The organism is Bartonella sp. AC329YNZD (assembly GCF_042196685.1).
In the GTDB taxonomy this organism is placed as follows: Bacteria; Pseudomonadota; Alphaproteobacteria; order Rhizobiales; family Rhizobiaceae; genus Bartonella.
This window is the reverse complement of sequence record NZ_JBHIQS010000011.1, coordinates 45,796-68,154: the sequence shown is the minus strand read 5'-3', so window position 1 is coordinate 68,154 and position 22,359 is coordinate 45,796. Positions and strand designations below refer to the sequence as shown.

The following is a 22,359-nucleotide window of genomic DNA, read 5'->3' as shown; positions in this document are numbered from 1 at the left end:
ATTCATTTCACGGATTAATCAAAATAAATGTACTATGTACTTTAAAATATCAGAATGAGTAATTTGATAGGTTTTATTACGAATTTTGCTTATAGGTTTTGAAGGTTTCTCACACCCTCAAAATACTTTCAAAAATATATCATGGGTTGTATTTATAGGTTGTGTTTTAATATAGACTGTATCTCTAAAATGCTAATATATTGAAATATAATGGCTTTTATTTTTCTATTGTAAAAAAATATATAACGGGGGGGAGAAGGAACCCTCAAAATACTCAAAACTCATAGATAAGGCGTTCTTTGAAGGTTTACTCTATGAATAAAGGGGATAGGGGTTAATACTTCATAAGACTTCCCAATGCCTTATTGGGGAGGCTTATGCTCATTTACCAAAGGATTCCATTCATAACGTATCGTAGGTCGACCGCTTTTAGGGGTATTATCTCCAGAGATTTCACGAATATAGTTACAACGGCATAAAAGCTCTATAGCTTGTTTAACGGCTTGATTGTCTTTTAAAGAGGTCCAATTTCTTTGATGAATATCGCGTAAAGTAAAGACATCGGGCAAATGATCACAACGCTCGACAATTAATTTTGCACTTTCTGCTGTCAATGTATCATGCGCTGTATAAAGACGTTTGGCATGGCTTAACAGATAACTTGTTCAACGCAACGCTGTTGTGATGGCATAGAGTCCAATTTCTAAACGACCACCGTCAAGAAGTTCAAAAATCAACGCAAGGCTTGCTATGGTCTTTGGCATTTTTAAAAGATGCGATTGTAAGCTTTCAGAAAGGTTATTCTCTTTAGCTTTTTTAAAAATCTTTTGCATCCACTTACGAAAGATCTCTTGAGCATCAGCAGAAAAACGCATGACAAGCGGGTGTTCAGAAGAATCAAGGGGTTTATATCATAATGAGAACGTATTAAGCTAAGAGGAGATGCCAAATTCTCAAAGGAGAAGTGCAATGCACCTTTACGAGTTTTTTAGACTTCATGATTTTTTGTACAACATTATGCCCCCCAAGATTATGTGCCCTTAAGCAGCTACAGTCGTTGATACAATATCCTCAGCAAGCATTTGTTCATCTTGCACATATATTTTTAGTATTTTTAATAATTTTTTTTTGGAAGATTTCTTGGTACGGCACGCGATACATCAGTGCTAACGTTCTCTTAAAAAACACACAGATAATTAATCAGCTTCAAAAAACAACCTTACCAATGAAGTACTAGCTAGAGGGTTGCATGCACAACGCAATAATGGCACACTGATTCCCACAAGCGTGCTTCACATATTGCACGCATAGCCTGTATAGAGTCTACCGCTCCTAAATACTCAAACGTAAAAACGTAATGCTACTGGATCGTATAGTGACCGCAGTTGCACCCTTAAACACCGGTTCCTCCCCATATCATAATGCTTGACAAAAGCATCATACCATCATAGCAACCGTTTTGCGTAGGGGTTACACAACATAGTTCTACAAATTGTTGATGCATTGCCAAGCTAACAGTTTTCTTGCCCACCTACGCCAATGAGACCATCACTATCCTCTTTTTGAATCGTAAAACAAAATGATTTTCCATGAGCGATAAACCATCTGCTCAAAGTCCAGCTAACTCAAAACTCATAGCATTCTAAACCTTTAGGCTCGCTCTTCCCCCAAGAGAGCATAGTCAGATATATCACTTCCCTCACCTATTCACGCACTGGGATAAAAAAATCTGAAACTACGAGGCAACGCTGCATTTGTATGCAGCGTTGTTGTTAGGAATAAGCTTCTATTGAGATAGTTCTAATGGGAAGCACCCACAGCTAATGGTATAGGGATTAATTTGGATTCTTTCGAAATGCTATATATAAATTTAATGTGCCGCCCCACAACACACCACCAGTAAACCCACTTAAAAGACCAAAAAGAAGGTTAAAATCAAATGCATATTTCAAATCAGGTACAACCTTGAGAAAAACAATCAATGTGAATTTGATGACAAAAGCGATAAGAATAAATGTCAGCGTCAACGGCGTACCAGGCAGAATAATGAAATCCGTTCCCTCTTTGATTTTTAAACGCGCAGTAGCACGCCAGAGCAACCATCCAACGCCAAAGCCGATCATCAGCCCTGCCAACATTGAGACTGCTCCCCAGCGCGGGAAGGCCAGCTGGTTAATCACATCGCTTGCGCCCAAAAAAAGAAAGACTAACGGCAAGAGAAAAAGGCGGTAAACCTTCGTTTCCCTATCTTTCAATGCGATTATTCCCCTCGCAATGAGAAAAATAAGCAAAATCCAAGCCCATAAAGGGGTTCCGGTCAGAATGTTAAACAATGACATATTATGCTCCATGATGTTTGATGCGATAAAAATATTGCATGATGTTAGGAAGATATTTAGAAAAAAGAATACCAGCACAAATTAAACCCATAGTGATTAACCAAATCTGGGAGGTCCATGTAAAAAAAGCCACTAGAAGACCATTGGCAAAAAAGATGATTACCCAAATACGTGTAATATATTTATTGATGAGATAAAATAGGATATGTTTGCGTTTTTCTTCAGAAACACCAGCACTGGCATAAAAAATGGTAAAGGGTTTCTTTACCAGCAAGCTAATCAATGAAACCAGAGCAAGTGACAGATAGCAAAAAACTGTGGGGTAGTTCAGTAAAAGTGTAGACCATCCAGCGAAATAATTAACAAACAGGACAATAAATGTCAGAATGTTAGTAATCATCACGGGTTCTCCCTGTCGGATACTTTTAATATTCCTATGAAGAATATAAACAGAACTAAGAAAATGAGAAATGAAGTTTTTTTGATTGAATGGAAAAAGAAACCAGCACGGATATCTCATTTGACAGTTTTTCCCTTCAAAAAAGCTATATAAACGAGAGATTTTCATTTAACCATTACTTTTAAAGATGTGTGAATAAACTAATGTAAAAAGCTTTGTTATAAGTATTTTATTGAGTTAGAAATCTATACCAATAGCTTTGGCTTTCATCTTTTCGTAGAGCTTGCGCATAATCGTCATATTTTCTTTACGCACATCAATAATTGATTTTTCAATTGACGTTAAACGAGATTTATCTAAGTTTTCTAACCTTGCATAATGGGATGCTATTGCTTGACGTGCTTCATCGTAAGGCAATCCGCCTTTACGATTTTTGGGTAAACTATGAACTTCATTTACTGTCTTATATTGCGCAGGATTACTAACAAGGATTATGTGCTTCTTAATAATATCTATTTCCATTAAAGCTTTTTTAAGACTACTAATCATAGCCTTACTATTGGCATATCTTAGCAGATCGTTTTCTACAAGACTACGCTCCGTATCAATAAGTAATGACAAACCACCGCTTTTCTCAATGTTACGAAGATAACTACACAAATCATTGCGCACATCATGTAGTTTCTTGGTCATCAATGCTTCATCAAGACTTTTTACATAGTTATTTTCGCGAACAAAAATACGTTCTAACTCCTCAAATTCTTTAGAAATGATGACCTCCTATGATAACATCTTTATCTAACCAATCGGGACCATATTCTTTATCAGCATCTTTAGTAGAAAATTCCATATCACGAATATATTGTGCTCCATGCCGCTTTTTAAGAAACAGAAGTGTATGTGCTGGAGGTTCAGTCATTGCTAACCATTCCCACGCCGCTTTGCTATCGTTAGCACGGTCTGCTGCTTCTGATTCAGCAGTATAAATGCAGTTTTGATCTAACCCGCCTGTTCGTAACTCCTCACGTTCAGCATCCGTCATATAACTTTTGGGTAATTTCTTTTGCATAGGAAATCCCTTTCTGTAATCTGTCTTGAAATATTAATCTAATGGTTAAATCTGATCAATCAAATTTCCTATGAATTTTTCAATTTGTTGTTTGGAAATGAAAATAAGATATCTGTTTTTATCTTTGATCATTTTGATTTTTTGTATCAAAGAAGCTTATCGTTTTTTCTGATACTTATACACTTAATTGATGGTCTTTATTGAACGTGACACAATTTTACGCATATTTACGAGTTTCTCCTGATGACAAGATACAGAAAATCAAAAACTTGGTTTGTTAGAATATGCTAACAAAAATGCTTTTTCTTCATTCCATATTGAATATAAACTATAAATAGAAGGAAAGCTTAGTGCTTTAATCGAAAGAACAGAGCAGGGGATTGTTATTGACACCTGAGTTTTTTGTATAACCGATTTTCTCTTGATGTTTTAGAAATTCTTAAAGATGTTAGTGAGCATAATTTATAAAGTACGCCAATTTATTAAGGGATAACAACCTATCATCATGAGCAAGACAACGGGCCATTTTAAACGCCCATACCCCCCGGCACAGCACGTGTAATGCCCTACGCATTCTTAAAAGAACACATCATTTTAATCCTATAACATTGCGTCATAGGACGGATTGTGCTATTCATATAAGGTGTGAAAATGAAAAGCCTTGTCCGTCCTTATGTGACAAGGTTTTTTTTATGCCGCGTCACTTTGACGTTGCTGTTTTGCTTGCTCGATGACATTCAAAAGATCCGATTGTAACCAACGGGATAAAAAACCAAATTTTAAAGGTTTTGGGAGAGAGCCATTGGTAACATGACGGCGGAAAGTTGAGACACTCATATGAAGCCATTTTGCACTTTCACGGTCTGTTAAAAGAATATCATTTTCTGTCATTCTAAAATCCTTTCACTATAAAAATGGAAACAAATCATAAGCATTTATTAACCATATTTTTGAATCATTGGAAAGGTATTTAGTCTATAAAAAACAATATTTTATCATATAATTTGTGATGTAATAATTTATGAGTCTTATTGAGAAAGAATGAGAGAGAAGAGAGAGAAAGTTATCCACAGATCATGGGGTAAATTACCCCATATCTTAAGATTGACCAGTGACATAAGCCGCCCATTTATCCATATAGACACGGCGCTGTTCTAGATAGTCAGTACGACGATAGGCACGCTCTACTTTACCACCGACCACATGCCCTAAAATGGTTTCAGCAACCTCATAGGGGGCATCGGTTTTTTCAGCAAGCCAATCGCGTAAACTAGAGCGAAAACCATGCGGGCAGGCATCAAGTTTATTATCTCTCATATATTGAGCCATACACTTCTGCGCAAGAGCCCCCCGACCGGTTGCAGAAAAGAAAAAATCATTACGAGAAAGCAATCGTGCTTGTTTTAAAATGTCTAATGCTTCAGATGATAGAGGCACACGAAATTCTGTTGTAGCATCACGTCTACCTTTCATACCTTCAGCAGGTATGGTCCAGATATCGCCATCAACTTGATCTTTATGAATATAACGTAAAGGATGTGTGCGAACGCCTGTCAGAATAAGCAACCGCAAAGCCAGTTGTGTTAGGGTTGTTTTTTGACAAAGTGTTTTATAAAAAGCCGGCACATCTCTCCAATCCATGGCAGGTATATTTTGTTTTTTATAACGTTGTTTGCCTAAAAGAGCGCGTGCTTTTTCTGCTGCTTGTAAATCAACATCCAATCCTAAGGCAGCCGCATGTTTGAGACATATATTAAGGCGAATGAGTGCTTTCTCTGCTGTTCCAGCTTTTGTATGCCAAATAGGGGCAAGCGTGTTGCGTATCTCTGTTTGTGTAATCTCAGAAACCGGCAGACAGCCTAATTTTGGTAAAATATGGAGTTTTAAAGGTAAAAACCAATGTCCATTCTTACCATCCCCTTTTAATTCAGCTTTACGACTTTCAAAAGCATCTACGGCAATATCTTTTAAGTAATGGAGATTACGCATTGCTTCACGTTTTTGTTTTTCACGTTCTTGAATAGGGTCACGCCCTTCACGTAAAATAGAACGCCACCCAGTTGCCAATTCACGGGCTTGTTTTAAAGAAACATCTCTCAAGGCACCTAACTCCCATTTCACGACGATGCCCGTGAAGGGTATACCGTAAAATCCATTGAGCACCTCCATCTTTACGCTTATGAAGTAGCAAGCCGGCACCATCGTTATATTTGCCAGCCCCCAATGTTGCGACAGCCCTTGCATTAAGACGGTTCATAAGTGTCATTTTAAATCCTTTCTTATACAAATTTGATCCACACATTCATCCCGCTTGTGATGTGCAAATGAGTGGTTTTGATTGATTAAAGATAAGCAGGTTTGAAATGAGAGAATCTTAGGTTATTCGAGACTCTCATTCAATATACAAAACAGTGAATTATCATTATAAATCAATGCCTTGCACGCCTTTGATACGCAATGTCAATTTTTCTTAGTAGTTTGTACTGTAGTTTTAGGTGTCTGTGGCGTACGAATGAGGTATATTGGTAAAGGAAGAGAAAAAGAAGGTAAAGCCATGATGACAGGTGAAGTAAAAATTAATATTTCCTTGATCATCATATGAATTTGCATGCATTTTTATGGCTTCGAGTGTGCATGTTTGTTGTATATTGAAGAGCAAAGCTTGTTTGTAGAATTTTATGAAGTGAATCACGTTAAGTGGCAAGCTAAGGGAAAGGCACTAGACAAAGATTATTTACAGATTATTTTTTTAAAAATCGGTGTGAATTTAAGAATCTTCATCTTTTAGAACGAGGAGGAAGTGTGCAAAATCTCTGTCTAAAGACGCGCTAAACGATAAAGATGCAGCGAGCGTGCTCCGTGATGACAATAGGCAAGAAGAGGGAGAGAGGCTGTTTTTAAAATTGTTTGCATGGTTTCAATAGCTGACTTTTCTATAGTTGGAAGAGAAATGGGAATGTGATAGGCTTTTATGCCATATTCATTTGCGACTGTTTTAATGCTCAAAAAATCAGGTTGATGAGGCTCCTCGTGATCAGGGCGGTTACAGACAATTGTTTTAAAACCAGCTTGTGCCAATGTTTTGATATTTTCTATACTAATTTGGGCACTGATGAAAATATCCGGTTCAATTTGTTGTAAATTCATTTTTTATTCTCAATTGCACGATCTTCACGATACTCTCTGGTATATAAAAAACATGATGAAGGTAAGTTTTTCAATGGCATCTTAACAAAAATATTCTTTTTGTCGAGGAGATCTCTTTGGGAAAAATGAGCTGTAAGGTGCAAAATATCTCATTCCGCAACATGTTCGTTATGCGACCTTATGAAAGACTGCTGTGTGGTTTTTATGGATAATCTATTGTGTTTACTAAGCATAGACATTTCATTGTATTGCTTGTTTACACGTTTGCTAGAGGTATCCTTATTTTTCTTAAGACCATTTTACTCTGTCAAGAGTCAAAGAGTATAAAATTCATTGTGTACTCCTTCTTTAGTTCAAGAAAAGGTACAAGCCGACACTATCATACACTTTGCTAGCCCCTAATATTATAATAGTTCTTGGTATTGGAGATTCTGCATAAGAAGCATTTTTAGTCCTTTCTTTTCAGTGTTTTTTGCTCATATGCTAGTTCTGCTTGTGATGTGCAAGCAAGTGATTCATATAAGAGGTATGAAATGAGGGAATCTTCCTGATTTTGGCTCTCTCACTCAATGTGTAAAACAATGAATTCTCCTTATAGTTTGTTGTATATTCAGAGTGGAGCTTGTTTATAGAGTTGTATTAAGTGGATCACATGAAGGAAGAAGCTCAAATGGCAGGCGCAAAATAAGAAGCTGAATTATTGACAGAGCATTGTTTACAGATCGACATGGATTAAAAAATCTTTATTTTAGGGTAGAAAAGAAGAGCGTGTCTATTGTTTAAATTTTTTCTTATCCTCAAGAATATTATCTTCATAATGTTTTTGCTCAATGCTAAAAGTTAAAAGAATATTATAAAGATAAAATTGAGGGTTGTTATTTTTATCCTAAAAATGAGAGAAGTAGTTGTTTTGTAGGAGCTGAAAGCTTGCTTCTTTTGTTATTTTCTGTACAATCGTAAAAACGGTAATGCTAAAAGGCATAATGAATGATCATTGGACTTTTGAATCAAAAGGGAGGTGTCGGAAAAACGACGTTGAGCGTGAATCTTGCGGCCAGTTTTGCACGTACTGGTGCACGGGTTTTGCTTATTGATGTTGATCCGCAAGGAAGTGCATTGGATTGGGCTGCTGCGCGTGAAGATGCTCCTTTGTTTTCAGTTATTGGTTTACCGCGAGCAACGGTTCACAAAGAGATTACACAGATTGGTCATAGTTATGATCATATTATTATCGATGGTCCTCCACGTGTGACTGACCTTGTTCGTAGTGCTCTTATGGCTTCGGATTTGGTGCTTATACCTGTTTTGCCTAGTCCCTATGATATTTGGGCAGCTGATGGAATTGTAAAGCTGATTGATGAAGCACGCGTTTATAAAGAGAATCTTAAATCTGCTTTTGTTATTAATCGTAAAATAGTCAATACAGCGATAGGGCGTGATGTGAACGAAGCTCTTGGCATATACCAACCTGTGCATGTTCTTTCTTCTAGCGTTGCGCAGCGCGTGATTTTTGCAGAAGCTGCAGCACAGGGGAAGGCTGTTTATGAGGTTGATAAGCAAGGCCCTGCAGCTGCAGAGATTGAAGCTATTGCAGCGGAAATCAAGGAGTTAGCACAATGAATAAAAAAATTAAAATTGGCACGAAGCCAACCAATAAATCAATTCCTTTAACGGCTGATGCATGGGTGGAAAACCACAAAAAGAACATGAGTGGAGGTATGAAGCGCCTCACGATTGATATACCAGAAAATTTGCATCGGTTAATTAAAGTAAGTTGTGCAAGTCGTGGAACCAAAATAGCCGATGAGGTACGCGAATTGCTTTCGCGAAAATACGGAAAAGTGTAAAAAATGATATATGATAATAAGTTTGGGTCGGTTTGAAGACTTTTTTCTAAAGATAATCTCTTTTATTTTTACACGAAGTTAAGAATAATAAAAACCCCTCTTTTTTCATGAGGGGTGCTTCATTTAAGGTGTTTTTCATCAGGTTTTATATCATCCAGTTCAATAGCTATGAGCTTATGAAAATTTTCCGTTTTAAATTTTTTCTTATAAGATGAGATCATCATAATAGCTTTTGTTATCTGTATTGCAGCTGGATAGATAAGTTTATTTTTTCGTAGCAATTGTCTTGATAATGATTTTAAATGTGAAGTTATTTTTTGTTTATTTTACTTAATATAGGCAATAATAATGGAATTAAGAGTAGCGTTGATTATTTTTTTTCTGCTACGTGAATGCTTCACTTTATTAAATTATACTTATATTTATAAGGGGGGAAATAAATAAAAGTTACTGATATTGGTGCGCTATACGTTATTCCTAATGAACAAAAGAAGCCATTGAATATATTATAGAAAGTATTTCTTACATTTATAATCTGAAATAGTTAATACCACTGTAATAGTAGGCAAGAATATAAGCATTTTTTTCTTCTATAAGAATATATAAGATTACTTTTTTACATTTCTATTGGCATTTAAAAAGCGCAGGGGAGTTTGTGTTCTCGGTGGTTTGAGAAATAATAAGAGCGCCATCCGTTCATTAAAAAATATATTGTTTCAATTGCAGGAAATTTGCAATGAATATAGGCATTACGAATTTTAAATAGGATATTCGTGCTACTTCTCATTATGAAGTGGTTTTTGGAGAAAAAGAAGTGATTAAAAAAGCTTTTTGAGAGTTTCAAAAAATCAAGAATTCTGCTGAAGTGTTAACACTTCAAATACAAAGAACCGCCGTGCTGATAATGTTACAAGTGCAAGTCTAATAAATGCAAGCGGCTCTTATGATTCAATATATTTGCGTTAAAAATGTGCGTATTTGTCAAAGAAAAATTATACGCAAAATTACGATATAGAGAGGTGTGTGGCCCCAATGATATCGTTAATAAAGTATAAAACAAGAGAGGAGTAAAATCATGAAAAAGATCATTATAACAGCACTATTGCTTTGCCTGGGGCTTGTCACTACTGGTTGTGAAAAAACTACAGTGTAGCAGACTTTAAGAAAGATAAAACATTAATGGAAAAATGGGGAAAGAAATGCGAGAAAATGGGACCATCCGCTTTAGAAACTAAAAATTGTCAAAATATTATACAAGCTGATACGGAACTTTTTCAAGAGCATTATAGAAATCTTGCAAAAAAACTTCGTGAAAATAGCACAAAGAACGATAAAACTGAAAAACAACAAGACAACAATTAAAATCATAAAAAATATTGATGACAACATTTTCTTTGCGCTGAAATTGTCACTGTTGGTTGCAGAAAATTTACAGTGTAGGAAACTTTAAAAAATTATTCTGTTATGTCAAAAACAATTTATGGCGGTGATATAAGCTTCCTTGACATGTGAGATGCTTTTTTAGGGTCAATATTTTTAGGCTTGTCGAGTTTTATGTAAATCAATCACAATGAAATGAGAAGCTAAAAAGAATCTGTTCTCAAAGAATTCGGATTGTTTACAGATCGGATATAAGAGACTTGGTCATTTGAGGCATGAAGAGAGGGAGTAATAAAATACACAATTGGCAAAATATGTAACTTTAATGGGGCAATTGTGCTCAAACCTTACAAAACTGAAAGAAAAAAGGGGAATTTATTTATGAACAAGATCATTATAACAGCACTATTGCTTTGCGTGGGGATTGTCACTGCTGGTTGTGAAAAAACTTACAGTATAGCAGACTTTAAAAAAGATCCAAAATTACTCGAAGAATGGGCAATGAAATGTATGATGTCAGGAAGTTTAGATTCTCAAAATTGTAAAAACGCAGACAAAGCGTATCGTGAGATTCATGCACGAGATTGGCCTGGGGCAAGCTTTGTACATGATGATGAGCAAAAAACTGAAGAGAAAAAGGAAGAAAATTAAATCATGAATAAAGTCATTATAACAGTATTGCTGCTTTGCATGGGGCTTGGAGTTTCTGGTTATAAAGAAAAATCTATAGTGTAGAAGAGTTTAAGAAAGATAAAAAATTACGCTATAAATGGGAAATGAAGTGTTTCTTAGGTCAGTTATCTATGCAGAAATCGCAAAATTGTGAGAATCTAGACAGAGCGGGTAAAAAACTTCTTTTGGAGGTTAAAAATTGTGCTCAGACTTTGAAAGTCTGAGGAAAAAGGGATAGGTGTGAAGGTATAACCAGAAGTAATTGTGATAATATTGTTCTTGCTCCTTTCAAGAGAGAGAATTTTGTCTTAAATATCAAAGAATGTTTATTTCAGTAAATGGAAAACCTCCTTTCCTTTAAGGAGGTTTTCTCTATGGGACAGCATATTACGATCTATGCAACAAGCTGGACTTGGGATATGTTTCTATAGTTTTCATTCTCGTTTAGCAAATTGGCTTGTAGAAACAACCACTACCCCTTCGATACAGAAACTTAGGGTGCAATAAGAGCAGTTTTTTATCATACCACTTCTTTAAACAGTGTTGTGCTAATATTAATACAAAAGCTTCACAATGTTTACGAGTGAAAAGAGGCTTATATTTAAAGTATGCGTACAGGTGTATGCTACGTATGCTTTCATGAAACGCCAACAAAGTTTGGAGTTTAGTGTGTTCTCATTATGCTTTTCAAGAGAACAGGGAAGAGGGTAAGGGTATTCGAAAAAAGATCATAATGGAATGTAGGAATATATTTGCGTTGCATATTTATGGGCGTGTTTTAAAGAAAGATCTCTCACGGTAAGTCCATTTTACAATGGTGCTCGTGAATAGTATAATAGTGAAGCTTCCATAAATAATATAAAATTTCTAGAGTGCTACCATCTTTACACTTAATAAAGGAGCAAGCCTGCATCATTATATATTTTTCCCAATATTTACGAGAGCTCTTAGCTTTTGAGAGGGGGCATAAGAGACATTTGTTGCTGTGTATTTTATCGATACGTCAGGTTCTATTTGTGATGTACAAGCAAGAGATTTTAATTTACTCAACATGGAATAGATTTGAAATGCGATAATTCTATGATCTTTAAGATTTTTATTGAGCATACAAGATAATGAATTATCCATATAAATCAATATATTGATTTATATGAAAGAAAAAGCCTTATTGAGAAGGTTGAAAATAAGAGAAAGTTTGTAGCAGAAATTGTACTTTGATTATAAGACGATTATTTTAATGTTTTTATATCCGCAGCGTATGTAAAGCAGCAATATTAAGAGCGAACTGTACGTTATGGGGTGAAGTCATCTATAGGAAGATGATGTGAAATTCTGAAAATATCAATATGGGGGGAGTTAAGCGTTATGGGATTGAAGGCGTATCGGACTGAATGCTTAAGAAACTCTTGAAAAGGTTCAAAAAATCTTATATAGTAATTAGTTGCAAAGAAAAGCGAATGATAATTGAAAAAGGGAGATTGATAGCTGTTTAGCTATTTAGGATGTCTTTTTTAATGTTACTATATGGCGGATCTGTTTAAAAGAGCATTCTTTTTGTGTTTTGTGCAAGAGATTGCATGTATGCAGAAAGAGCAGGGTGGGGAGATGTATCTTTTTGAATAGGTGCACTAATCTTGTAGGGTGCCATCTTATGGGGTGCCAGAGGGTATGCTGGTTTAGGTGCAGAGGAAGCTATAAGGTTATGGAGGGTAAAAAGCTGCTATCGGTAAAATGCTGAAATTTTTAATGGGCTTAAGTTTTTATATGCGGCAAGGTTTTGTTGGCAGATAGTTTTTATGGCCAAGGAGAGAGGCAGATTATTATTGTTTTCTGTTGAAGGCTTGGTGGTGGTAAAATAGGCAAAGCGAAATAGATAGAGCAAATGTAGAAGTTTCGGTATTGTTGCGTGGAAGTTTAAGTTTAGAGCATTTTAGTGAATAAGTATAGCAGCAATAATGGTTTTGGAGCAAAGAAGAAATATTTCAGAAAATGCGTTGAAAATTGAAGTGGTATACGCTTTTGAGGATTGTTGTGCTGTTGTCTGAGGAATGTTCGCACCACGAGTTCAAATGCGTGTATCTGCATTAAAAGAGAAACTGTTTAATCTCCCTCATTTAAAAGTAAGATTGAACAATATAGTTGAAGGGGAAATAAAAATGTCTGTAGTGCAATATGGTGATGATAGTTTTGCAGCAAAAGCAAAAGTTCTTGATAATAATCTTATTGATCGTGATTGGGCGATGACAAAATTTGTTGCTGCTGTTAAAGGATTAGCACAAGTGGTTGATTATGAAAGCAATATGCTAGAGAGCAGTGGTGTTCCAGATTACGAAGAAATCAATTTATGTAAAATACGTGGTTTGCGTGATCTTAATAAATCCATGAGTGATGTGAAGCGCTACATGAATCAAGATATTGAGAATGAGGTCGAAAGTTTGTTGTCTGATTTACAAGAAAAATTACAGCGTAATAGTAAATTGCTTCAAACGCATTTAGATGCAGTCAATGATCTTTCGCGAGCCATGCAAATATCTGGCCGTGTAAAAGAAACAGAGGAATAATCCAAAATTGATCAATATCGGTTGTTCTAAGTGATGACAATGATGAGATAGAGCGCTGGTTTGAATAAAGAATGTGTTTGTTGAGTGTCCATGTTTTAAACGCGTTGAGGTATTTAAATTATTATCGTTTTGTTGTGCCGAAAATAATGTCTTTAAAATAGCCTCCTTTGAGGTGTGATGATATCAACTGCACGCTGTGGGAAGCCAAGTGAAAGCCGTTTAAGAGAAGGCGGATTGTTTACAGATTGAGAGGATAGGGAACTTCATTTTTTAGTTTTGGGAGGAGGTCAAGAGAATATTTAGGACATCCCATGATGTCTTATGAAACAGCTTCCTTTGACATGTGGTAATGTCAGGTTTTACACATTAAGTCTTTTTAGAGTATGCTCATGAATATTACCTATAAGCCTCATGGAGTACTGCCCTTTAAGGTGTGGTGATATGAAGTAGTGAGTTTCTGGAATCTGCGTAAAAGTTAAAAAAATATTATTTATTCATTATAAATCAATTGATTATCTATTACATAAATCACAAATTAAGTGTATTTAGGAGACACATTTATATCAGTGGTTGTAACCCGGAACCATCACACTATTTTCAGCTTCCAATATTGCGACAGTCCTTGGCACTTGAGACGGTTCATAAGAGGCATTTTTAGTCCTTTCTTAAATAGTTTTTATCTATACACCAACGCTCCTGCTTGTGATGTGCAAGCGAATGGTTTTTGTTGTTAAAACATGGAACAGGTTAGAAGTGAGAAAGTACTATGGTATTCGGTTTTTTATTCAATATGAAAAAAAGCATTATAAGTTAATATCTTTTTTGATGTGATAATGATTTTTGAGAATTTAAAAAATATGAGTTTCAATAAAAAAGCAGCACTTTATGCTGCTTTTTTATTTAAGTTTGCTTTCTGCTTTTAGAAACGATAACGTATTCCGCCAGACAAATTGGTGCCAGATACACCGGCTTTTTGCAGTTTCTGCCGATAGCTGATATCGGCGTTTAGTACAATATTTTGAGAAAGATATGCATTCACCCCCATGCCTCCCTCAACTGAAGAGCCGGTAGGATCAACATGAAAAGTATCAGCAATTTTTATTGTTTTACCATCGCCAAAAGTTCTGATAACATTCATTTTACCATAGAAGGAAACAGCTTTGTTTTCTTCAACAGTCATTATCGTTTTTGTTAAACGTCCACCAAAACGGATCAACCATTGATGTGGATTGCCCATGTCTACTTTTAAGCCATTGGTATCTGAGAAAATATCAAACATGAGATTTTGATAAATGAATTGAGCTTGTGGTTCAAAGACCAGTCCTTTTGTATCGGTTGCTAATTTCTGACCAATGGTTGCAGATATATTAAGCATCTCGGTACCATCCAATTTTGCGGCATTCCCAACAAGAGCTGTGGTAATATTTCCTTTTAAGGTTCCGTAAGAAAGAAGAGCGTTGACATATATACCATTGCTATGCTGGATGCCGCTATAAGCGGTAAGTGACCATTTATCAAGCGTTGTCTTTTCAGAATCTTGCATTTCTTTTGGCGTAAAGGAAAGCTTTCCGTACGTTCCTAAAAGACCAAAATGTGTGCTTATGTCTTTACTTTCTAAGGCGGCTAATATGATCCCCAATTGTAAAGCTCCATAGTTTACATCAGCATCATAACCATAGCGCAGTGGATTGCGGTTGGAAGATAAAGAGACTTTTTCGCCGTAAGAGGAGAAAAAGAGATTATTCTTTTTATTATCTTCTGCTCCAAATACTGTTGTCCGCATAGCATCTAACAATGTGTTTTGATTGTTTACATCAGCAAATCCAGCAGAAAATAAAGTATTAGGCAGGGTTAAATAGTTTGCCACCTGTGGTAAAAGCGCTCGAACTTTTTTATCGTTATCAATATAGGCATTCTGTAAGCGGAAATCCCAGAAATTACTATTGTTGCCCAAAAGACTTTGGCTCTCATGAGATGTTCCAGGTTTATAGCCTTTGAGTACATATTTATAAGGTTGTCCACCTATTGTCATATAGTTTCCTGCTAATGTGAAGGAATTTTCATTTGCTTGTCCGGAAACTTGAATGATTGAAATTCCATGGGTTCCTAAAGGGAGTGACGCCATGTGTTCTCCCCAAACAGCAGCGCTATCGGTTATTTTTTTATCTGTTTCTTGCAGATTAATGTGAACAACAGTATTCCCTGAGACATCACCATTAATCACAAGGCGATCAGTTTGTTGCTCAGTGATAGGAGAATGTTTGTTCCATTGCGTGTTGACATAAATCTCTGCAATACCTGTTGCACTATAAACTGCTGCTGTGTGAGCTGTTTCATCTTCTTGCGAAAGATTAGACCCTATAAATAAAGTTTGGTAATGTCTCTCCATGGGCTTCTCAAACATAATGGCGCTGTTTGTAAGGCGCAATACAGAAAGGTTAGAATATGATTTTTCATCAAGACCAAACTGTCTATAGTCATCTAAAGCAGTATCATCATCTGAAACATTATCATTATTTACGGCGTTTTTATTTGGCTTTAAGAACCATTTTGTCTCTTCTTTTAGATCAAAAATTGTTCTATTATTTTGAGAAGTTCTTACCCGACCTTCTAAAGAAGAGTGATCCGCAACCAGTGTAAGGGTGTTTGTGGATCCGCTTTCGTTTTGTATATTTTTTAATAAAACATCGGCATGAATTTTTGAATTTTTAAGGCTAACTTCACCGTTTGTGTTTGCTCCATAAAGGTTGATACCAACTCCATGGTCAACGAGAAGCTTCGTATTCTCTAGATTTATTTTACTCGCAATATCTTGTTCTTGAACGGTGTTGACATTTTTTTCAGCATTGCGTGTATACCGTTTCCTAGAGGCACGATATGGATTATTGCGGAAAACAATACCATTCGCTTCATAATTTCCTGTGACATGGAGGCTTGAATCTTTAAGATTGATTATCCCCTCTATGTTGGTCAAACCAGTTGTTTCTGCTGTTGCAGTAATACCAGTGGCATCAATTTCTCCACCATCTGATACACTTAGTGCAACAAAACCCGCATCAATTATTCCTCCTATGAGGTTGACTTTGGAATTACTCCCCTCTGCATGGATAGCAATCACCCTGTCTTGAATTTTTTTGTTATGCAGAGTTATGTTCTTACCGTTTTTAGCTTCAACTCCAGCGCTTATATCCTCAATTTTTGCCGGATTTTCAGGCTGTTTTATGGGGGATATTGGTTGTGTAAGCTCTGATTTTTCAGATATTTTTTGTGCAGATGCAGATTGTGTGGGCACTTGTTTTACAGATTCTGATGCACCCTGTGATGTCGATTTTCCAGCATCTGGTCTGACAGATATTGCTGAGAACTTTGATGTATTAGGCGTCGGTGATTGTTCTGCTGTTGGTCTTGTAGATTCTGATTTTTGAGGTTCAGAGTTTTTAGATACTTTTTGTGTATCCGCTTCTGGTCTTAAAAGTATTCGCTGTCTGGGTTCTGATCCTTGAGGCTCTGGTGATTGCTCTTTTGTTGGTTTTGTAAGTCCCGAATTTGTGGGGTCAGAGTTTGCAGGTGTTGGTTGTAAATTGGGTGCAGATTGTGTCGCTTCTGATTGTGAAGAGACAGCAGAATTTGGAGGCGTCTTTTCGCTGGACGAGTCTGTAGAAGAGGTGGGGGCTCCTGAACGTCTTCGAGACTTTACTTCCATTTTTGTTGGGGGAGTGTTAATTTTTTCAGAAGAGTCTGTAGAGGGAGTAGGCTTTGTAGGGTGTTCAGATGGTTGGGGGTGTGTTAAAGAATGTGTCGTTTCTCCATATGAAGAGCGCGTATATCTCCTTAATTTTTCTCCAAGTTGCATGTGAGGAGCGACAATTCTTGTAGGAGTAGACTTTGTAGGTTCATCTCCGGTAAGATGAGGGGGGATGATCGTTCTTGTAGAGTCAGATGTTGTCGGGGGAGAAGAGAGATCTATCGTTGGAGTCATAGCATGAATAGCATAAGACAAACTGGTGGAAGAACAAAACAGAACTCCGGAAACTGTGTATAGTAAGAAGCTTTTTTTCATATGGATGTATTCCTAAAATATTTCCCCCCTCTCTCATAAAAAGTAAAACTTTGACCTCATTATGTCTCTTTTGTAAGAGACAAAACGAAACATAATGAGATCTATTCATATTTCAAGATAAGGAATACAAGTATTTTTAAAAGTGATAGCGCATTCCGCAGGAAATACTTATTCCAGATATGCCAACTTTTTTGAATTTATGTTGATAGCTGAGATCACTATGAAGCTGAATATTTTGTGATAAGTGTGCGTGAATACCAACACCACCTTCAATTAAAGATCCCATAGCAGCAAGCGGAAAGCTTTTACTAAAAGTTTTGGTCATATTCAGTCTGCTATAGAAGGAAACGGCATGACCTTTGTTTTGCGTTAAACGTCCGCCAATACGAAGCAACCATTGATCAGGTTTTCTGATATTCATTTTAGAGTTATCTTCATCTGAGAAAGAGCCAAGCAGGAGACGTTGATAAACAAGTTGTACTTGCGGTTCTAGGATGACACCTTCAAAACTGGTTGATAGTTTTTGACCAACAGTTGCAGCAGCCCCTAATGTTTTTCTATTATTTACTTTTAGGGTATGCTTGATGTTACCTGCGGTAATATTGTCTTTGAACATTCCATAAGAGAGAAATGCACTTGCATAGATGCCACTGTCATGCTGGATATTTCCATATGTGGTGAGGGACCATTTATCAAGCATCTTCTTAAGAGAGCTTTCTTTGTTTTTAGGAGCAAAAGACAATTTCCCATATGTTCCGAAAAAACCAAAATTGGTGCTGATGTTTTGATCTTCTAGCGCTATTAATGTTGCACCTGCTTGCAAGGCAGCATAGCGGATATCCGCTTGAACGCCATCTTGTTTTGTAGGAGCTTTGGAAGAAAACGCACTCTTATTGCCATAAGTAGATAAGAAAATTCCTCTCTCTTGATGATCTTTGGGTTCAAACATTGTTATTTGCATATTGTCTAACAAGATATTTTGATTGTTAACATCAGCAACTCCAACAGCAAACATCGCAATAGGCATAGTTAAAGAACTTTCTACTTGTGCTGTAAGAGTTGTTCTTTTTTCTGTTTCATCAAGAGAAGTAGGCATTGCTTTATCCGCTGTAAGTTTAGAGATGTTCTGTGTATCAGCGGTAGCGGTGCTATCATCCTTTGAGAGTAATTTCGCATGAGCTTCTGAGGGGGTGTCAAGAGTCGTTTTCGATACTGAGGGAGTGGTGTTCGTTTTAGGATCAAGATGAGACTGCGAATTCTCATTTATTGTAGGCCGTGTAATTCCATGCTTTGTTCTTGTGGATGAAGTGTCCTTTGGAGGAGGGGATGTTTTTTCTTTTCTCTCCACGTTGGTTATTCCATCCGCGTTCAAAGTCTCTAATACTGCTTTGCGTAAAGCATCAGAAAGTTCTTTGTTTTGTCCTTGTAACGCACTATCTACTTGTGCTGCTTTATGTAATATTTCTGCTTTATTTTGCAGTTTGTGCCAATCGCGATTGTTTTGTGTTGTCCATTGTTGGCGCGCGGCATTAATACGCCGTTGATTATCAGCATCAAGAATTTTTGCTGCCTTTGCAGCATCGGAAACTGCTTTGTTGTAACCACGTAATAAATTTTCTGCCTTTATCAACCTGTTCTGACGTAATTGGTCAAGCTGCACATTAGCTTGCATCATGATTTGCATATCTTGATGGTGTTTGTTTGCCATGGTTTGGGCACGTATATTATCCATTTCACGGTTCACCACGTTTATATGAGCACCAGAACCATAACGACCTGCACCTGCAAAAGAGCTGTTAATTGTATCTCTTACACGATCCATATGATTTTCAAGTGCTTGGTTGAAGTGCGCATTATCTTCCATCATGGCGCCAGAGGCTATCTTTTCAAGATTTTTTTCCGCTTGTGTTGGTGTGTTTATTAAATCAATGGCATGGCGATATTGTTGAGGTAATTTGATAATTTCCTCAAGGGCATGGCGTTCCTCAGGGCTTAGGCTAGAGGCGGTGCTGGTAGATGTGAAGGTAAAAGAAGAAAAAAACAAAGTACAAGCAGTTGTACATAACAAAAAATTTCTACGCATAGAAATGTCCCTTAAGATATTTTTCTTTTTTAAATAAAAATGAACCACTCTTTGACACATTACAATTTTTTGTAATGTGACAAAGATAAGCAGCACTGCTTACATTTCAGCGCTGCTTATGTGTCAAAAGAGAAAGCTAAGATTTCTAAAAGCGATAACGCATTCCACCGGAAAAATTAATTCCAGAGATTCCAGCTTTTTGGAGTTTATGTTGGTAATTAACGTCAGCATGAAGTGCGAAATTTTGGGAAAGTTGCGCGTTAACACCAAGTCCCCCTTCAAGAGAAGAGCCCATAGAATCGAGATGGAAAGAATCAACAATATCAATTGTGTTTTTCTCACCAAAAGCTTTAATGACGTTCAATTTACCATAAAAAGAAAGAACACGATCGTTTTCAGAGGGAAGTATTATTTTTGCTAAACGCCCTCCAATACGAACCAACCATTGATGGGGGGGCTTTATATTAACCTGGAAACCATCGACATCTGAAAGTGTTCCAAAGGCAATATGTTGATAAATAAGTTGCGCTTGTGGTTCAAAGGCCAATCCTTCAACACCGGTCGCTAGTTTTTGTCCAATGGTCGCTGATATATTCAATATATCCGTATTTTTTAACTCTGTGGTGTTGCCGATAAGGGCTGTCGTAATATGCCCGTTTAAAATGCCATAAGAGAAAAGTGCGTTAACATAGAGACCATTGTCATGCTGGAGATCACCATAGGCCGTCAAAGAGCGCTTCTCCAGAGTGCTTTTGTCACAGCCTTCCATATCCTTTGGCGTAAAAGAGAGCTTTCCATAGGTACCTAAAAGACCAAAATTCGCGGTAATGTTTTGATTTTCTAGCGTTGCTAATGTCATGCCTGCTTGTAAAGCAGCATAATGAACATCCGCACCATAACCATATTCCAATGAACTACGGCTGGAAGATAATGTGACCTTGCTGCCATAAGTTGATAAGAAGATCCCTTTCTTTTTATGACCTTCTAATCCCAAAACTGTTGAGTGCATATTATCTAACAGTGTATTTTGATTGCTTACATCAGCTAATCCAGTGGAGAACAGTGCGTTACTCATCACCAAATAGCTTGCCATCTGCGGAACAAGAGCTTTGATTTTTCCTTCATCATCGAGGGTTGCATTTTGCAAGCGGAAATCCCAGAAATTTTCATCTTCTTCCAAGAGCACTTGTACGTTGTTTTCCTTTCCAATGGCTGATGCATTGGTATCTTGTGCATCTTTTTCTTTTGATTCTTGCGCTCTTCCGCTTAAATGACTTTGTGCACTATCGGCTTTCCCAAGGCTGGAGGTTGGTCCATAGCCATTGAGTATATATTTATAAGGTAAGCCCCCCATTGTGGTGTAGCCATGGGCAAGTTTGAAGGAATCCTCATTTGCTTGCCCAGATACTTGAATGAGTGAGAGCCCACGCATATTTAAAGCAATTGAATCATCTGCTTCTTCATTGGATGATTCTGCATGCTTTGAAAGATTATTGAAATAGATCTTTGTGGTACCTGAGACATCACCACGAATGAGAACACGGTCAGTTCTTTGTTGTTCTTTTGTAAGACCATTACTCCATTTGGTATTAAAGTAAATTCTTGCCTCGCCTGTTGCATTGTAAACTGTTGCTGCATCGGAGCTTCTGTTTTGCTCTGCTTTTTGTGGATGTCTTCCCACATTTAAGGTTTGATAATGGTTTTCTACTAAATCATGCGGGGTATTAAATATGATAGAGCTGTCATTAAGGTTTAGAATTGAAACAACAGATTGTGCTCGTTGTTTAATGTCAATGAGTTTGTACGAATGAGATGAGCTGTATTCGTCTTCTACTTCAAATGGACTAATTTTCAAGTGCCACTTGCTGCCATTGTTCAGAGTAAAAATCGTCGTATTTTCAGTAAAGGTTTTTACTTTTCCTTCCATAATTGAATCATCAGCGGTTAATACGAGAGTCTTAGGCTTAGTATCCTCCGGTACGCTTTTATTCTTCAACAACATATCAGCACGAATTTCTGAATTTTTAAGAAAAACCTCAGCAACAGATTTAGACGAATACGGTCCCGCAATACCAATACCATCTGACATCAAAAGTTTTGTGTTGGTAAAAATCGCCTTATTGACGACCTGTTCTCCCTCTTTTACGTAAGAATCTGAGATGTAGTCAAAACGAATACCATAATTTTTATGATGTCCTGTGACGGTTATGATTGAATCTTCAACATGGATTGTCCCATTGGCAATTTCTAAACCATGCGTTCCTGCTTTTCCCACAATTTCTTTAGCATGAATGCGTCCACCTGTGGCTGCAGAAAGCAAAACACTATTGGAGCGCATTGTTGAGTTTTTAATGATAATAAAGGCTTTGTCATCAGCGACGACTGCATTATAGTTACTACGGACAAAAACATTTTTTAAGACCTTTTCTTCTTCTGCCTTATCCGCACGAACCACGCTCATTATAGAAGGTTGTGTATTTGCATAAGTTGAACCGAAATGAGAAAAAATGAAAGTTCCAGCAATTGTACATAACAAAAGATTTTTCTTATAAATAAATTTCTTACACATAGATATGCCTTTAGTATTGGTATGCTTTGATGCTTACTTCATTCCCCTGATGGCGCAAGTACTTTAACGATTTTTATATCATAATGTTTTTTATGTAAAGAACAAAACGAAATATTATGTGGTGTTCTCTATAGTTTGAAGATTTGCTTTGGGAACACTTTTGATCTGCTAATGTAGATTAGTGAAAAACATTCCCCAAAAACATAGATTTAGTAAATCCATGTTCAAACAA

The 22,359-nt window shown here is 36.7% G+C and carries 15 protein-coding genes and 3 pseudogenes; 6 read left to right on the top strand and 12 right to left on the bottom strand.

Going from position 1 to position 22,359, the window contains the following annotated elements; translation table 11 throughout:
- Window positions 1-362: 362 nt before the first annotated feature.
- From ACFIMW_RS06430 to ACFIMW_RS06390, 9 genes and pseudogenes are all read right to left on the bottom strand, one after another.
- Window positions 363-908, bottom strand: a pseudogene (locus ACFIMW_RS06430) (DUF3987 domain-containing protein); the annotation flags it as partial.
- A 927-nt stretch (window positions 909-1,835) separates the two neighbouring features.
- Complete coding sequence (locus ACFIMW_RS06425; protein ID WP_375607526.1) at window positions 1,836-2,339, bottom strand: hypothetical protein; 504 nt, start codon at window positions 2,337-2,339, stop codon at window positions 1,836-1,838.
- A gap of 1 nt (window position 2,340) precedes the next feature.
- Window positions 2,341-2,739: a hypothetical protein gene (locus tag ACFIMW_RS06420; protein ID WP_375607525.1), complete on the bottom strand. Its 399-nt coding sequence runs from the start codon at window positions 2,737-2,739 to the stop codon at window positions 2,341-2,343.
- Window positions 2,740-2,976: 237 nt separating this feature from the next.
- On the bottom strand, window positions 2,977-3,432 hold the full coding sequence (locus ACFIMW_RS06415; protein WP_375608482.1) for a hypothetical protein: 456 nt from the start codon (window positions 3,430-3,432) through the stop codon (window positions 2,977-2,979).
- A 70-nt stretch (window positions 3,433-3,502) separates the two neighbouring features.
- The gene (locus ACFIMW_RS06410) at window positions 3,503-3,808 is read right to left on the bottom strand and encodes a hypothetical protein (RefSeq protein WP_375608483.1); all 306 of its coding nucleotides are present in this window, start codon (window positions 3,806-3,808) and stop codon (window positions 3,503-3,505) included.
- Window positions 3,809-4,498: 690 nt separating this feature from the next.
- On the bottom strand, window positions 4,499-4,699 hold the full coding sequence (locus ACFIMW_RS06405; protein ID WP_375608484.1) for a helix-turn-helix transcriptional regulator: 201 nt from the start codon (window positions 4,697-4,699) through the stop codon (window positions 4,499-4,501).
- 207 nt (window positions 4,700-4,906) lie between these two features.
- A pseudogene (locus ACFIMW_RS06400) lies at window positions 4,907-6,074 on the bottom strand (tyrosine-type recombinase/integrase).
- A 194-nt stretch (window positions 6,075-6,268) separates the two neighbouring features.
- Window positions 6,269-6,452, bottom strand: a pseudogene (locus ACFIMW_RS06395) (D-alanyl-D-alanine carboxypeptidase); the annotation flags it as partial.
- 173 nt (window positions 6,453-6,625) lie between these two features.
- The gene (locus ACFIMW_RS06390; protein WP_375608485.1) at window positions 6,626-6,955 is read right to left on the bottom strand and encodes a TIGR01244 family sulfur transferase; all 330 of its coding nucleotides are present in this window, start codon (window positions 6,953-6,955) and stop codon (window positions 6,626-6,628) included.
- Window positions 6,956-7,942: 987 nt separating this feature from the next.
- Here ACFIMW_RS06390 and parA point away from each other — a divergent pair.
- From parA to ACFIMW_RS06360, 6 genes are all read left to right on the top strand, one after another.
- Window positions 7,943-8,575: a ParA family partition ATPase gene (gene parA / locus ACFIMW_RS06385; protein ID WP_375608486.1), complete on the top strand. Its 633-nt coding sequence runs from the start codon at window positions 7,943-7,945 to the stop codon at window positions 8,573-8,575.
- Window positions 8,572-8,802: a plasmid partition protein ParG gene (locus tag ACFIMW_RS06380; RefSeq protein WP_375608487.1), complete on the top strand. Its 231-nt coding sequence runs from the start codon at window positions 8,572-8,574 to the stop codon at window positions 8,800-8,802. The genes parA and ACFIMW_RS06380 overlap by 4 nt, the downstream gene beginning before the upstream one ends.
- A 1,179-nt stretch (window positions 8,803-9,981) precedes the next feature.
- The gene (locus ACFIMW_RS06375) at window positions 9,982-10,164 is read left to right on the top strand and encodes a hypothetical protein (protein ID WP_375608488.1); all 183 of its coding nucleotides are present in this window, start codon (window positions 9,982-9,984) and stop codon (window positions 10,162-10,164) included.
- Window positions 10,165-10,563: 399 nt separating this feature from the next.
- Entirely contained in the window at window positions 10,564-10,833 is a 270-nt protein-coding gene (locus tag ACFIMW_RS06370; RefSeq protein WP_375608489.1) for an EexN family lipoprotein, read from the top strand.
- Between the two features lie 125 nt (window positions 10,834-10,958).
- The gene (locus ACFIMW_RS06365) at window positions 10,959-11,078 is read left to right on the top strand and encodes a hypothetical protein (protein WP_375608490.1); all 120 of its coding nucleotides are present in this window, start codon (window positions 10,959-10,961) and stop codon (window positions 11,076-11,078) included.
- Between the two features lie 1,932 nt (window positions 11,079-13,010).
- Window positions 13,011-13,415, top strand: coding sequence for a flagellar protein FlgN (locus ACFIMW_RS06360; protein WP_375608491.1), 405 nt, complete (start codon window positions 13,011-13,013; stop codon window positions 13,413-13,415).
- A gap of 919 nt (window positions 13,416-14,334) precedes the next feature.
- Here the strand turns inward: ACFIMW_RS06360 and ACFIMW_RS06355 are convergent.
- From ACFIMW_RS06355 to ACFIMW_RS06345, 3 genes are all read right to left on the bottom strand, one after another.
- Window positions 14,335-17,475 carry an autotransporter outer membrane beta-barrel domain-containing protein gene (locus ACFIMW_RS06355; protein ID WP_375608492.1) on the bottom strand — a complete coding sequence of 1,047 codons (3,141 nt, stop codon included), beginning with the start codon at window positions 17,473-17,475 and terminating at the stop codon, window positions 14,335-14,337.
- A 136-nt stretch (window positions 17,476-17,611) separates the two neighbouring features.
- Window positions 17,612-19,558: an autotransporter outer membrane beta-barrel domain-containing protein gene (locus ACFIMW_RS06350; RefSeq protein WP_375608493.1), complete on the bottom strand. Its 1,947-nt coding sequence runs from the start codon at window positions 19,556-19,558 to the stop codon at window positions 17,612-17,614.
- A 145-nt stretch (window positions 19,559-19,703) separates the two neighbouring features.
- Window positions 19,704-22,127, bottom strand: coding sequence for an autotransporter outer membrane beta-barrel domain-containing protein (locus ACFIMW_RS06345; protein WP_375608494.1), 2,424 nt, complete (start codon window positions 22,125-22,127; stop codon window positions 19,704-19,706).
- Between the last annotated feature and the right edge of the window lie 232 nt (window positions 22,128-22,359).

Bases quoted from the DNA above. Each gene is read 5' to 3' on its own strand.
- ACFIMW_RS06370 (WP_375608489.1), top strand. From the start codon at position 10,564: ATGAACAAGATCATTATAACAGCACTATTGCTTTGCGTGGGGATTGTC.
- parA (WP_375608486.1), top strand. From the start codon at position 7,943: ATGATCATTGGACTTTTGAATCAAAAGGGAGGTGTCGGAAAAACGACG.
- ACFIMW_RS06365 (WP_375608490.1), top strand. From the start codon at position 10,959: ATGAAGTGTTTCTTAGGTCAGTTATCTATGCAGAAATCGCAAAATTGT.
- ACFIMW_RS06405 (WP_375608484.1), bottom strand. From the start codon at position 4,699: ATGACAGAAAATGATATTCTTTTAACAGACCGTGAAAGTGCAAAATGG.
- ACFIMW_RS06390 (WP_375608485.1), bottom strand. From the start codon at position 6,955: ATGAATTTACAACAAATTGAACCGGATATTTTCATCAGTGCCCAAATT.
- ACFIMW_RS06345 (WP_375608494.1), bottom strand. From the start codon at position 22,127: ATGTGTAAGAAATTTATTTATAAGAAAAATCTTTTGTTATGTACAATT.
- ACFIMW_RS06350 (WP_375608493.1), bottom strand. From the start codon at position 19,558: ATGCGTAGAAATTTTTTGTTATGTACAACTGCTTGTACTTTGTTTTTT.
- ACFIMW_RS06420 (WP_375607525.1), bottom strand. From the start codon at position 2,739: ATGATTACTAACATTCTGACATTTATTGTCCTGTTTGTTAATTATTTC.
- ACFIMW_RS06410 (WP_375608483.1), bottom strand. From the start codon at position 3,808: ATGCAAAAGAAATTACCCAAAAGTTATATGACGGATGCTGAACGTGAG.
- ACFIMW_RS06355 (WP_375608492.1), bottom strand. From the start codon at position 17,475: ATGAAAAAAAGCTTCTTACTATACACAGTTTCCGGAGTTCTGTTTTGT.
- ACFIMW_RS06375 (WP_375608488.1), top strand. From the start codon at position 9,982: ATGGAAAAATGGGGAAAGAAATGCGAGAAAATGGGACCATCCGCTTTA.
- ACFIMW_RS06360 (WP_375608491.1), top strand. From the start codon at position 13,011: ATGTCTGTAGTGCAATATGGTGATGATAGTTTTGCAGCAAAAGCAAAA.
- ACFIMW_RS06415 (WP_375608482.1), bottom strand. From the start codon at position 3,432: ATGACCAAGAAACTACATGATGTGCGCAATGATTTGTGTAGTTATCTT.
- ACFIMW_RS06380 (WP_375608487.1), top strand. From the start codon at position 8,572: ATGAATAAAAAAATTAAAATTGGCACGAAGCCAACCAATAAATCAATT.
- ACFIMW_RS06425 (WP_375607526.1), bottom strand. From the start codon at position 2,339: ATGTCATTGTTTAACATTCTGACCGGAACCCCTTTATGGGCTTGGATT.